The organism is Caulifigura coniformis, from assembly GCF_007745175.1.
Lineage (GTDB): Bacteria > Planctomycetota > Planctomycetia > Planctomycetales > Planctomycetaceae > Caulifigura > Caulifigura coniformis.
In genome coordinates, this window is the sequence record NZ_CP036271.1 from 1313244 (window position 1) to 1327131 (window position 13888).

Here is a 13888-nt window from a genome sequence, read left to right on the forward strand (position 1 = left end):
ACGAGGACCCGACGAAAGCCGCCGAGCCCCCTGACCGTCGCGATGAATGAATGCGTCGGGACCACTGAGCGAGCAGCTAAGGTCACCGCTTCTTGTGAAGAAGTTGTGTTCACCCGTTGAAATCACGGCGAATCGCCAATACGCCGCACTTGACTCTCATCGGCAGCGACTGCAGATCGGGACGGCTGACCATTGGACGACATGCGACCCAGAAACGTGAGTTCCGGGATGGAGATGTGACGTTCCCATTCCTGCACCGGCACCGTCCAGGGAACATCCGGCAGGGGTTCGGTTAGCGGCATGATCCACGCCTGCTCGAAACCATTTCGCCGGACGGAACTGAGATCGACGTTCGGATCAACCAGGAGTTGCGGCCTTCGTCCGTTGAGACTGCACAGCACCACGGCCCGCACCTCGAAGTCCCGGTTGAGGGATGCCCGAAACCGATCTCTCAGGTGATGGGCGCAGTGGACGATCATTTCCGGATCGCGCGCCATGCGCGTCAATTGCTCCGGCGTGATGTACTGCAGGAGATCCGTCTGGACGGATTCGCCGCTGGCGCGGTCCGTCAGGAGGAAGCGAACCCCGGCCGTCTTTCCTCGCAGCATCATGCGCCACGCAAAGTGGTGCCCCTGCTCGGTCCAGTTCGTGGCGTCAGAGTATGCCATGTGACGCAGCGGCAGGATGCACTGCACGATGACATAGACCGCCGCTGCGGCCACTCCCGCCCGCCGACGTCCAGTCCACGTCGCCGGTCCTGAGCTGCCGGTCACGGACACCGGCGCCCGTCGACGCCAGAGCCTGCGGGGCCATCCGCAATCGAAGAAGATCGTCGTGGCAAAAATCATGAACCACGGAAAGATGTGGATCTGGAACAGATGGGCATTGATCAGGTGGAAAGCGACGCTGGCCAGGTAGGCCCACATGCGAGTCGGCTTCCAGAGGAGGAGCGGAATCACTGCGAGATCGAAAAGCAGGCCACCCCAGCTGAGAAACCTCGCGGCCACCTCGACCGGTCCCCATTCGCTGAACAGAGGCCCCCAATCCGTCGTTGCCAGGTGCGTCCGCATTGGCTCACCGGCCAGCCAGTCGGAATTGATCTTCGCAATCCCGCCAAAGAAATACGGCAGACCGATGTGGAATCGCGTCAGACACAGGCACCATGCGGGGATGACCGGACTGCGCTTCACATGGCCGTTCAGGACGTCGACCGACATCGTCCGGTGTGCGGGCATCAGCGGCATCGACCAGCTGATCAGTGCCAGCAGGTAGTAGTGATTCTGGTAATTCGCGCGATCCAGGAGGAAGACGTACGTGAATCCAGCGGCCAGCAGCGTCGAAGAAAGGCGATAAACCGATCCGATTGCGACGAGCAGGCCGAGAAACGCCAGCGCCACGAAATGAATCTTCATTCCAACGCCGCCCCAGGGTGTGATGAAGTCCAGCCCCGGATAGGTGAAGTGGAATCGCGGCGTCATATAGAGATCGTCGACGCGTCCCACCCATAAGTAATGCAGGGCCCACGCCGTCATCATCAGCCCGAAGCCGATGCGGAAGATCACCAGGCTGGCGATGTCGACGTTATCAAACAGTCGGCACAGCCAGCCTTGCCTTCCAGACGCCACCCCCAGGTTGCAATGCACGTCGGACAATGGCTCAGTCGTCCTTGTTCCGGGCGGCTTCTCGGGCCTCGATCATCTTCGCACGCTTGCTCGCCGGCTTCAGTGCAATCTCAAACGTGTTCTGCCCTTCTGCGACGTCGATCTCTGTCGCGACAAGCTCCGTGTTGAGGGCACAAGAGCATTCGAAGCCTGAACGGGACTCTCCCATCGGCGGACCGACTTTCACCTGGTGACGGCCGACGACCGCTCCATCGTTCGTGTCATAGGTCGAAATCACAAAGTGGCCGTTCTCGTCACAGTGGCCAATCCCCTGCTTGCCGACATTGGCGTTCTCCCCCCTCTGCATCGGCTCAAAAAAAACGGCGACCCAGGGGACGGGCTTTCCATTGCATGTCACGGTTCCCTCTGTTGGCGCAAGACCCATCTTGACGCGGCCATCAGAGCATCCAAGCGCGGTCATCAGAAACAACACCGGGATCAGTCCTGGGACACAGTGCCATCGATTCATGAATCGACTCCTGCCATCAGATTGCGGTATCGCTGGCGGCCTCGAAGCTCGGCGACAGCGGAATGAATGTTCGAACAACACAACCGCGGCCTCTTTGGATTCCGGAGAGGTCGGGGGATCGCGAAGACTTCCGTGCCTCAATGCCCCGGCACGTAAGGCGATCAGAACTCGCCGATCGGGACGCCATCCGAGATGTCGTGCAGGTTGCTGTACGTCTGAATCGAGATGTTTTCGCTGATGAATCGCACTGAACCATCGCCGAGAACGAACTGGCATCCCCCCGTATGGAAGCTGCCGTTCGCATCGTCGTTGATGCCATACGCCATCCGCATGGCGCTCACGCCGTTGTTGATCGGCGCGTTCGTCCGACCGTTCGTGCGGGACATTTCGTCGTCGCCGCAAGTGAAGTACATCGTCGGCCAGTCCTGGATGCCGGTTGACGAACCATCGACGACCGGGTTGTTGTTCGAGGTGACAATCGAGGACTCGCCGATCAGCAACGTATTGCTGAGGCCGTCGGTCACGTCTCGGAACTCATGGCCTCCAGGCACTTCACAGTTCTTCTGCATCGGGCCAAAGTCACCGCGTGCCGAGCCACCGGCCCCTTTGTAGTCAGTCGTCGGCCAGCCGATTGCGCGGGTCGTGCTCGTCTGCCCGGCAACGACGTTCCCGGGAATCGTCCAGCTGGCAGGCACGAACCGGGGAAGGATCGACGACGGACACTTGAACGCCTCCAACGGCGTCTCGCAGCCCGGAATCACAGCGCCGGAGGCCGGGTTGCCGACCGAGGCGGCATACAACTCCGTGGCCCCGAACTTTCCCCACCACGGTGACAGCGTCAGCCGGTTGTAGACAGGACTCTGGTCCATGTACGGAAGAATCGAGGCGGTCCAGTTCACCCCGTCGTCATCGTATGACGAGTTTCCGCCCGGGAATCGCGGCACGCCGCCAATATCGCACGTATCCGCCACGATCAGCATCGGAAGACGCTTGTAGGTGCTCTCATAGTTATGAAGTGCGAGCCCCATTTGCTTCAGGTTGTTCTTGCACTGAGTTCGCCGCGCGGCTTCGCGCGCCTGTTGCACCGCAGGCAGAAGCAGCGCGATGAGGATGGCGATAATGGCAATCACCACCAGCAACTCGATCAGGGTAAATCCGATTCGTCGTCGTGACTCTGGCATCTGGACCCTCCACGCAGCAGGGACGAAAAGAGAATGGTGCGGGATTCCGCTGCGGAATCCGCAGAACAACCGGTCGATCTAAAAGCGGTCAGAACTGAACACCGGAGCAACTCGGCGTGGCGGAACTTTGTCCGGCGAACGTAAAGGTCTGATGTTCGCACTGCGAATAACTCGCGAGAGCGAGTACGCGTTCGACGATGTTCAGAGCTTTCGTCCGAGAAAAGCGAAGGACGGGACGCGGCCGAGCGGGACGTACCGCACGCGACCGCTGGATTCACGGAGAAACTCGACTTCGAACCGAGACTTCAGCAGCGGCAACAGATCGGTCCCCAGGAAGACGTTGTCGAACACGAACCACGTCGACCAGAACGTCCGCGTCCACCAGCGATGTCGCGGACTATCCATCGGGACTTCCGGGAGACGTAGAAATCCGCAACTCCCAGCAGACCGCCGGGGTTGAGAAGCGAACAGGCCCGCTGGAGGGCGAGAATCCAGTCCGGGATCATCACCAACGAACACGAAAACGTGACGACATCGACTGGTCCGTTCAGTTCCAGCGGCGTGGCGTCGGCCTTCAGAGCTTTACGTTCGACCACCCATTGGTGCGGATTCGCTGTCGAGCCACAGAGAGCAACGACTCGCGCAGGGCATGACGCTGTTAACCAATGCCGGTTTTCGTTCCGTCACTTCGGGTCGCGATGGCCTGCCTCCGAGCCCGACTCGGAATCACGAAGTCACTGGCTCTCAACAACGTTTGGCCGGAGAGAAACTTTCCGCTGAGCCGTTGCATACGGGGAGACGCACGACCGCGTCCGTTTGGCGCAAAACTCTCTTTCCCGTGAGAGAGCGCCTACCCGGCGGTTAGCAGCCTAACTTCCCACATCCATGCTGGCGGGCATGAACTGCATTGGCGACGGATTCGCAATACGACAAGACCTCACTGAAGCAGGACCGGACCGCGGCAGGGGCTGTACGGCCGATGAGAATGAAGGCGATTTGATTGGTATCGAAATGACGCCTGACAGGTCAGCCATTCGCAAAGATCTGTGTGATCTGCTTGGTTGCGATGCCGATGGGTCGGTCCAGCGGAACTCCGGCGCAGGCCAGCAAGGTGGACAGCAAGTCGCCCTGGTTCCCCTTGATGTCCGGCAAGTAGCGCCCGGTATGAATCGAGCCGCCTCCGCGGCCAGCGACGATGAAGGGCAGGTTCTCCCGGGTGTGCTTGTTGCCATCTTCCAGGCCGGAGCCCCACATCATGATGCAGTTGTCGAGGAGCGTGCCGTCCCCCTCGCGCAGGCTGGCCATCTTGTTCACCATGTAGGCGAACTGGTCGATGTTGAACTTCGTGATCGCCGCCACCTTGCGGACCATCGCCTCCCGGTTCTCGTGGTGCGTCTGGGAGTGGTGCTTGTCTGTGAATCCCAACTCCGGGTAGGAGACGCCGTTGGGCGTCGAACCGATGTAGGTGCTGACGCGAGTCGTGTCGGTCTGAAACGCCAAGACGTTCAGATCGCACATGACCTGCATGTACTCGCTGCGCTTGTCCCCCTCGGGGATCTTGACCTCGATGGGCGGCGAGTCGCTGGCGTCTCGCTTGGTCGAACTGACGCCCGCCTTTTCCAGGGCCGCCTCTTTCTGACGCACTTCGATGGCCGCAATCCGTCGCTCCACGGATCGGACGCTGTCGAGGTACTCGTCAAGCTTCTGCTGGTCGGTCTTCGCCAGCGTCCGGCGCAGGTCCTTCGCGCCTCCGAGCACCCGGTCCAGCATTTGCCGGTCGAGAGGATTGGCCTTGGTCACCCGACCGTCTTCACCCTTCTTTCCGAAGAGCCTGTTCAGCACATTCCTGGGATCGATCTCGGCCGGGACAGGCTGAGTGGGCGAACGGTAGCTGCAATGCGAGTAGTACGCCTCATGCAGGCCCGCCTGGTTCTCCTTCCACGTCTGCGGCATGGTCGCCAGCTCGAGCGAGGGCAAGAGCGTCTGGGCGCCAACGTAGTTGGCCATGATCTGGTCGGCCGAGATCGCAATATTGATGCGGCCGCGAGTCTCTGCGTCCGGAAGTCTGGCCGTGAGCCAGGTCGACAGTTCCAGCGCGTGCGGTGCGCCATTGAACGGTGCGTTCGGCACACCGGAAATCCCTTTCATCATCAGGCACTGGTCCAGGATCGGACGCAGTGACTCGAGGGCCGGAGGCGGTGAGTTGTGATACGCCTCCGGGCTCTCCGGCCAGAACTCGTCCATGATGACGCCGTGCGGCATATACATGAACCCGAGCCGGATCGGCGGCTTCGGCGATTTGCCGCCTGCGGCCCGGCCCACGGAATCCAGCAGCGGCAGCGCGAGGGAAACGCCCGCACTCTTCAGCAGGGTGCGACGATTGAAAGGTGTGTTTCGATTCATGTCGTTCACCCTTTGACGGTGCGGTGCGTGAACAGATAACTGGTGACGACCTCAATGATGATCGTCCGCATGCGGTAATCTTCCTGGGCAGTCCTGGCCAGCAGCTGGTCGATCACGATCTCATCGTAACCTTCCAGTTGCCGCCCGAGCGCGTAGGCCATCAATCTTTGGACCAGGTTTCGCGCCAGGTCTGCCTTCCGCCTGGACAGCACATTCTTGAGATCCGCGGGGGACGAAAAGCTCTCTCCACCGGGAAGTTTCCCCGCGGAGTCGATCGCGACGCCAGCGTCATCCGTGTCCCGCCATCGGCCAATGGCGTCAAAATTCTCCAGTCCGAAGCCAATCGGATCGAACACCTTGTGACAGTTGGCGCACGTCGGGTCGGATTGATGCAGTTCCGTCCGTTGACGAAGCGTCAATCCCTCCAGGTCCTTCTGCTTCTGATCTTCGAGCGCGGGAACGTTCGGCGGAGGCGGCGGGACACGTTCTCCCAGGACCTGTTCGAGCACCCAGACGCCCCGTTTGACGGGACTAGTCCGGTTGGGAAACGACGTGGTCGCGAGCGTGGCCGGCATGCCCAGGATGCCGCCGCGATTCGGGTCCTCGAGCTTGACGCGACGCATCGCGGGACCGTGGACGGAGTCTTCCATTCCGTAAAGTGCGGCGAGGGGCTCGTTCAGGAAGGTGTAATCGCTGTCCACGAATCGAACCACGGTCTGGTTCTCGCGCACGATATTCTCGAAGAGCAGGCGGGCTTCGTCCACCATCGCCGTTCGCAACGCAGGCGTCATCTGCGGAAAGACGTTCGGGTCGAACGTCTGATCTTCGAGCCCGGCCACGCCCAGCCACTGGGCGCCGAAGCCATCGAACAGGGCTCGCGACCGCGAATGCTCGAGCAGGCGCTCCGCCTGGGCCTTAAGCACCTCAGGCTTCCGCAGTTCGCCCGCATCAGCCAGGCCGGAAAGCTCCGCATCAGGGGGAGCCGACCACAGCAGGTAAGAGAGGCGGGAGGCCAGTTGGTAATCGTCAAGCGGCACGATTGAGTCATCCGGGTCCACGTCCGCCGCAGGCGTGATGAACAGGAACTGCGGGGAGACGAGGATCGCCTTCCACATAAGGTTCAGGGAAGCCGTGTCACTCAGTTTGTTCTCGCGGCCGAGTTTGAAGATGCCCACCAGGACATCCAGCTCTGCCTCGGTGGGCGGACGACGGTAAGCATCGCGAGCCAGCGACCTCGCCACCTCCCGCGCCCCGTCGAGGACATCGGCCGCGTTGGCGGGCAACTCCCCGAACAGACGCTTCTGAACCTCGGTGGGTGGTTGACCCTCCCGAGCGACGACCTGCTCGATCACCTTGTTGGCGATGTCGAGGAACAACTCTGACTGCAGCGGAGAGATCGAGTTGAGATAACCTTCCCCAACGACCTCGTCGGGGAGACTGTCGGCGATCGATCGGTCCACACCGTACAGATCGTGAAGCGTGTTGGCGTATTCGACCTTGCTGAGACGACGAATCACGAAGTGACCTGGATCGGGCGAAGCCAGGTGCTTGAGCTGGCCGATCCACTCGATGAACTGAAGTCGCTCATCATCCGTCGGAATTTTGTCGGCGCCATCAGGCGGCATGTCGTGCACCTTGACGCTTGCCACCGCCTTCTTCCAATGCAGGAATGAGGACGCAGCGCCGGGAGTGTCGAGCGCCGACTTGAGGTTAATGCCCGCCTCGGGTCTGGTCCCATGGCATTCGAGGCAGTACTTCTTGACGAAGGGCTCGACCTTCTTCTTGAGGACTTTCTGAGCATCGGCCTGGAGCTCTGCTTCAGACCGGGGCCCATCGACCTGAACGGCAGGATCGCGACTGTCATTGCCCTGCTCTTGGGCGAGAGCAACAGCCTCCACACCCGGCAGCAGGCCCGCAATCAGATTGCAGGCCAGCAAAACGGCGGAGGTCCGGCGAACGAGTTCAGCTTGGCGTGACATGGTCACCATTCTCGCGTTCGCCTCGATCATTGTCTTCCCATCTTGAGCGACTTGCCGGGCAGTCTACCCACTATTCCCACAACCGGCGATCTCCTGCGCCTCGGTGGATTTCACCCTCGGAGTGCTACCGAATGGAACCTCGTGTCCGTACTGGCCTCGAGGTGATGCGAAGTTCGTGGCAGATGGCAAATCAGGGAGTGCGGCAAAATGCCGGATGTTGGTCAGGAGTTGCTACTGACATTCCCCGGAGTTCCGCACCATGCCGCGTCCGAACGCCGCTGTCCTTGACTATTCAAAGCACTCTGCGACAGGCCAGGCTGTCATCGACGTCAACAGGCGAGCGATCTACCTTGGCCCGCACAGTGCCCCGCCCCCTTGGCGACGCGACTTCGCCACCTGTGTGATCCCAGGCTCCACTTCGCTGCGGTTCCTGTCTCAGGACTTTCGACACATTGCGATTGCGATCGAATTCAGAATCGGATGCGATCGCACACTTCTTGCTTTCGTCCCCGAATCCTCAGGCCATGGATCCAAGCGTCGACCGAAGCCTTCGCTGGGCGATCGTAAACAGGACGCCGCCAATCACTGCCAGAAACGCCAGCTGAGGCCACACGGTGGCCAGGCCAGCGCCGCGGTAGAGCACTCCCTGCGAGAATGACACGAAGTGCGTCGTGGGAGCAGCCAGCATGACGTTCTGAACGAACAGGGGCATGCTTTCCCGCGGAGTCGATCCGCCCGAGAGCATCTGCAGCGGCATCAGGATCAACATCAGGAGCAGGCCGAACTGCGGCATCGAACGCGTGAACGTGGCCATGAAGATGCCCATCGACGTCGTTGCGAAGAGATGCATGGCCGTGCCGGTGAGAAACAGGGGAATGGACCCCTGGATGGGAATGGCCAGCCATCCGCGGATCACGATGAAGAGCGAGAAGGCAGTCGCGACAAGCACCACCAGCCCCATCGACCAGACCTTGGCAGCCATGATTTCCAGCGGCGTCACCGGCATAACCAGCAGGTGCTCGATCGTTCCGCGTTCGCGCTCGCGAATCAGCGCGGCGCCGGTCAGGATGATCGACAACAGGGTCACCTGGTCGATGAGCTTCATGACTCCGGTAAACCAGGACTTGTTCAACTGCTGATTGAACCGGACCCGTTCCACCACGTTCACGGGAAGCGACTGCCGAACGCGATAGCGATTGACGAACTCGGTGACCTCGCTGCTCACAATCTGCTGGACATAGCCCCCGCCGTTGAAGGCCTGGCTGACCCGCGTGGCATCGATGTTCAGCTGAACCTGCGGCGAGCGTCCGGCCAGGACGTCGCGCTGGAAGTTCGGGGGAATGTTGAGGGCGAACGTGATGGTTCCGGCATCCAGCTGTTCATCCATTTCGGACGCCGTGATGAAGACCGGGGGCAGGAAGTACGGTGGGTAGAACGACTCGCCAATGCGCATCGACAGCGGCGACTGGTCTTCATCGACGATGGCGATCGGGGCCCTGTTGAGGGTTTCCGGCGCCGAGGCCGCGGGCGAGTAGATCGAGAATGTAAACGCAAACACGATGAACAGCAGCAGCATCGGATCGCGTGCGAGGGCCCGCAGCTCTTTGACCCCCAGGCGATACATGTGGTCGAAGCGCATCGATCACTGCTCCTGCTTCTGGAGGAAGGCAGCGCTCGCGCCGAGCAGCACGGGGATTGCAATGAGCAGCGCCAGTAAGGGCTGATGGATGTCCGCCAGGGTCAAACCCTTCGAGAAAATGCCTCGCGAGATCGTGAGAAAGTGCGTTGTGGGAAAGACCCGGCCAACAACGGCCCCGGCGCCTTCGAGTGACGACACCGGGTCGAGGAGCCCGGAGAACTGCGTCGCCGTCACCATCGACAGCACGGCCGTGCCGAAGATGCCGGCGATCTGACTGCGAACGAAACTCGAAACCAGCAGGCCGAGGGCCGTCGCACACATCAGGTACAGCCAGGCGGCGAGAACGAATGCGGGAAAACTGCCGGTCAACGGAACCCGGAACACAAAGACTGCCATGGCCGTCAGCAGCAGGAAGTTGAGCATCCCGAGGGCCACGTAGGGGACCTGCTTGCCCAGCAGGAACTCCCAGCGCGTGACGGGCGTTGCATAGAAATTGGTGATCGAGCCCAGTTCCTTTTCGCGGACGACGGACAATGTCGCCAGCATCGACGGGATCAACAGCAGGAGGAGCGGAATCACGCCCGGGACCATTGCCACGATGCTCTTGACGTCCGGGTTGTATCGAAACCGGGTTTCGACCGTCGCATCGGCGACGACCGGACTTCCCAGCCGCTGCCGGGCGAGGTTGGCCATCCACAGCTGGTGCATGCCCTGGACGTATCCACGCACCGTTTCTCCGCGGCTGGGCATCGCACCGTCGATCCACGCGCCGATCTCGACGTTTTTTCCGCGGCCAAGGTCGCGTCCGAAGTTCGACGGCAGTTCCAGCGCCAGTGTCAGCTCGCCCGATCGCATCCGGCGATCGAGTTCGGCGTAATCAACGAGCGGTGGCTGCTCGCGAAAATACCTGGAACCTGAAAGATTGAGCGCATAATCGCGACTGACGGTCGTCTGGTCGCGGTCGAGAACTGCGAAGGACAGGTCTTCGACATCCATCGTGATTCCGTAGCCCATGATGAGCATGAGGACGACGGTGCCGACCAGCGCCATCGTCGCGCGGATCGGATCGCGGCTGAGTTCCAGGGCCTCCCGCCGGGCATAGCTCATCATGCGGCGAACACTGAACCACTTCGGCGCCGGGTGTACTGAAGTTGCGGGTGGAGCTGCTGCACCCTGCTGCGGGCTGACATCCTGATTCGCTGGCAGAGTGGCAGACTTCGCCTGGGATGCCTCCTCCAGGTACGCGATGAAGGCGTCTTCGAGGGTCGCCGCCTGTCGCGACCGGGTGATCCCTTCCGGCGTATCGCTCACCAGGACCTTGCCTGCATGCATCAGGGAGATGCGGTCGCAGCGTTCCGCCTCGTTCATGAAGTGCGTCGAGATGAAGATCGTCACCTGGTCTCGACGCGACAGATCAATCAGTAGGTTCCAGAAGTCGTCACGGGCGACCGGATCGACACCGGAGGTGGGCTCGTCGAGAATCAGCATCTCGGGGCGATGGACCATTGCGACCGCCAGCGACAGACGCTGCCGCTGTCCGAGAGGCAGCGATTCTGGCAGTGCGTCGAGAATCTCCGTGAGTCCGAACCGGCCGGCGAGTGTCTCGACTCGCGGGGGGATCTCTCGCTCGGGGACTTCGAACAGCCGGGCATGCAAGACGAGGTTCTGGCGGACGGTCAGTTCCGAGTACAGCGAGAACGCCTGCGACATGTAGCCGACACGGCGGCGGACCTCGATGTCATTGGCATCGACCGTTCGCCCGAACAGCCTGCATTCCCCTTCGCTGGCCGCGAGCAGACCCGTCAGCATCTTCATGGTGGTGGTCTTGCCACAGCCATTAGAGCCGAGGAACCCGAAGATCTCGCCGCGTTCGATTCGGAAGCTGACGTGATCGACGGCGACGAAGTCACCGAACCGCATCGTGAGGTCGCGGGCCTCGATCGCGATTTCGGGGTTGGCCTGGACAGGCCTTGGCGTGATGACCACCTGGGTGTGCCCGGACCGCTTTTCTTCGGGCAGCAGTTCCACAAATGCCGCCTCGAGCGAGTCGGTGCGGGTCCGCTCGAGCAACTCACGGGGCGTGCCGGTCGCGAGGATGCGAGCTGAATCCATCGCGACCAGCCAGTCGAAGCGTGAGGCTTCATCCATGTAGGCCGTGGCGACGATCACGCTCATCTCCGGGCGATCATGTCGCAGACGATCGATCAGTTCCCAGAACTGGCGGCGCGACAGCGGATCGACGCCCGTGGTCGGCTCATCAAGAATCAGCAGGTCGGGATCGTGGATGAGTGAACAGCAGAGGCCCAGCTTCTGCTTCATTCCGCCGGACAGCTTCGCCGCCGGCCGGTTGGCAAACGGCCCCAGCCCGGTGTCGTGCAGAAGCGAATCGATGCGACGCTTGCGCTCATGGGCGTCCTGCCCGAACAGACGCCCGAAGAAGTCGACGTTCTCCAGGACGGAGAGCGTTGGATAGAGGTTCTTCCCCAGTCCCTGCGGCATATAGGCAACGCGGGGACAAACCTCGGTGCGGTGCGCGGCCCGCGCCATGTCGCCGCCGAGCACTTCCACGCGGCCCGACTGAATCTGCCGTACCCCTGAAACCAGCGACAGCAGCGTCGATTTCCCGACACCGTCGGGTCCGATCAGCCCGACCATCTGCGACGACGGAAACTCAATCGTCACGCAGTCGAGCGCGCGAACCTTGCCGTAGGTCTGCGAAACCTCGCTCAGGCGGGCGACCGGTGTGTTGAGCGGTGTTGCCGTGGTCATTCTGCAAGCTTGACCTCGAGGTGCTCCGGCCAGACGGCCTGTGGATCAAGCTGAACGTAGGCCACCCCGGGAAGCCCCGTCTTCACCCGCTTGAGATGTTGCTTCAGCAACTCGGGCGCAATGCGGGCCTTGAGCCGGAACATGAGTTTCAACCGCTCCTCGGCGGTTTCCACCGTCTTCGGTGTGAACTGGGCCTCGCTGGCGACGAAGGTGATCTTCGCGGGAATCACGATGTGCGGAGCCGCGTCGAGCACGATCCTCGCATCGGCCCCCATCTGCACGCGCCCCGCCTGCGCCGTCGGCAGAAACAACGTCATGTAGACATCTGCGAGGTCGAGCAGATTGAGAACTTTGCCGCCGGCGCCGAGCACTTCGCCGGGCTGAGACACCCGATACTGAATCCGACCGTCACGCGGCGACTTGAGCTGACAGTCGTCGAGATCGACCTGGATGCGAACGATCGTTGCGCGCGCTGCCTCGACTTGCGCCTGGGCTCCAATCACCTGCGAACGCGCGGTCGCAATGGCGGCGTCGGCTGCGGCCGCCTGCGCCTTAGCAGCATTCATCGCGGCCTCGGCGGCATGGAACGACGCGCGGTCGGTGTCGCGCTGCTGTTCCGTTGTCGCACTCTGTTCAGCCAGTGATTCGGTCCGCTTCAGCCGACGACTGGCCGCATCCAGCTCGGCATCGCGTTGAGCAATCAGCGACACCGCCGCGGCCTTTTCGCTCTCCCGTTGACGGACCAGTCCTTCCGCCGAGGTGACCGAACTGACGGCCTGCGCCAGGCTGGCCTCCGCTTCCTTCAGCTGGGCACTGAGCGTATTCGTTTCCATCCGGGCGATGACTTGCCCGGCCGTGACGAAATCTCCTTCGTCAAACAGGATCTCGGTGATGCGGCCTGGAGACTTCGTCGCAACATCGATTTCCACGGCCTCGATCCGGCCGTTGCTCATCGCAAATCCATCGGGCAGCTGTGCACCGCCGAAGTTCTGCCAGAGTGACGATGCAACGGCGACACCAATCGCCACCATCAGCCCAGGCACAAGCCATTTTTTCAATGACATTCATGTCACCGTTCTGATTGCTTTCCAAGTTGTCGACCGATTGTAGGTCGGCCGTCACTCGCATCCCAATCGAATTGCTCACCGGCACGTCATCGGGCGGTTCCTCGGCCGAATCAAACGCTTCCGGCGCGTCGCGACACAGTACGAGAAGACAATGTTCATTGGCGTCGCGGAACCAAAGCTCATGACCTCGCTGACGATATCGGCCGGCTCGAACGAGAACCGAACATCGGGCAGGGCGGCCGCCAGCTTGTCGCGAAGCGTCTCTTTCATTCCTTCGGTGCTGATGCCCGAACCGTCCTTGATGGCCACGCGCAGAATGCGCCTTTTCCGGGCCGCGGGTGAACTGGTAGACAGCGTTGATTGGAAACGACGGCGGGACGGTGCCGACATATCCGAGCGTGAGGGCCACATTCTCCGCCCCGACTTTCTGCTGAATCGCTGCGAGGGCCTGGTTGGCCAGATTCTCGGTGCGGTCATTGTGCGTGCCGTCGGGAGCTCGCATCTGCAGCCGGAATTCACCGGCATCCACCGTCGGAAAGATCTCCATGCCGAGCCTCGGCCGCAGGAGCGTGCCAAAGCGATCCATCCGTCACGGTTCAGGAATCGGGTTGAAGGTCAGTCGTGCAGCTCCATTTTCCTTCTGACCTGCCCCCTGAAGTGCGTCGAGCTGTTGGGTAGGTTTCCCGACAATCTCGCTCTATGAAAAACGCGCAAGAGCAA

The 13888-nt window shown here is 61.5% G+C and carries 10 protein-coding genes; 1 reads left to right on the forward strand and 9 read right to left on the reverse strand.

Annotated elements, in window-relative coordinates; all coding sequences use genetic code 11:
- Positions 1-122: 122 nt before the first annotated feature.
- The 9 genes from Pan44_RS05255 to Pan44_RS05295 form a co-directional block, all read right to left on the reverse strand.
- Positions 123-1643 (reverse strand): HTTM domain-containing protein, encoded by a 1521-nt coding sequence (locus Pan44_RS05255; protein ID WP_231754321.1) that lies wholly within the window; start codon positions 1641-1643, stop codon positions 123-125.
- A gap of 13 nt (positions 1644-1656) precedes the next feature.
- Entirely contained in the window at positions 1657-2130 is a 474-nt protein-coding gene (locus Pan44_RS05260; RefSeq protein ID WP_145027957.1) for a hypothetical protein, read from the reverse strand.
- Between the two features lie 161 nt (positions 2131-2291).
- On the reverse strand, positions 2292-3311 hold the full coding sequence (locus Pan44_RS05265) for a DUF1559 domain-containing protein (RefSeq protein WP_145027959.1): 1020 nt from the start codon (positions 3309-3311) through the stop codon (positions 2292-2294).
- Between the two features lie 201 nt (positions 3312-3512).
- Complete coding sequence (locus Pan44_RS05270) at positions 3513-3716, reverse strand: hypothetical protein (protein ID WP_145027961.1); 204 nt, start codon at positions 3714-3716, stop codon at positions 3513-3515.
- 621 nt (positions 3717-4337) lie between these two features.
- Positions 4338-5714, reverse strand: a complete 1377-nt coding sequence (locus Pan44_RS05275) for a DUF1552 domain-containing protein (protein ID WP_145027963.1) — start codon at positions 5712-5714, stop codon at positions 4338-4340.
- A gap of 5 nt (positions 5715-5719) precedes the next feature.
- Entirely contained in the window at positions 5720-7693 is a 1974-nt protein-coding gene (locus Pan44_RS05280) for a DUF1592 domain-containing protein (protein WP_145027965.1), read from the reverse strand.
- A gap of 517 nt (positions 7694-8210) precedes the next feature.
- A complete protein-coding gene (locus Pan44_RS05285) occupies positions 8211-9332 on the reverse strand; it encodes an ABC transporter permease (protein ID WP_145027967.1) in 1122 nt (373 codons plus the stop codon).
- 3 nt (positions 9333-9335) lie between these two features.
- Positions 9336-12101, reverse strand: coding sequence for a ribosome-associated ATPase/putative transporter RbbA (gene rbbA / locus Pan44_RS05290; protein ID WP_145027969.1), 2766 nt, complete (start codon positions 12099-12101; stop codon positions 9336-9338).
- Positions 12098-13165, reverse strand: a complete 1068-nt coding sequence (locus Pan44_RS05295; protein ID WP_145027971.1) for an HlyD family secretion protein — start codon at positions 13163-13165, stop codon at positions 12098-12100. The genes rbbA and Pan44_RS05295 overlap by 4 nt, the downstream gene beginning before the upstream one ends.
- Positions 13166-13319: 154 nt before the next feature.
- On the opposite strand from Pan44_RS05295, the gene Pan44_RS05300 reads away from it, so the two are divergent.
- Positions 13320-13871 carry a hypothetical protein gene (locus Pan44_RS05300; protein WP_145027973.1) on the forward strand — a complete coding sequence of 184 codons (552 nt, stop codon included), beginning with the start codon at positions 13320-13322 and terminating at the stop codon, positions 13869-13871.
- Positions 13872-13888 lie beyond the last annotated feature (17 nt).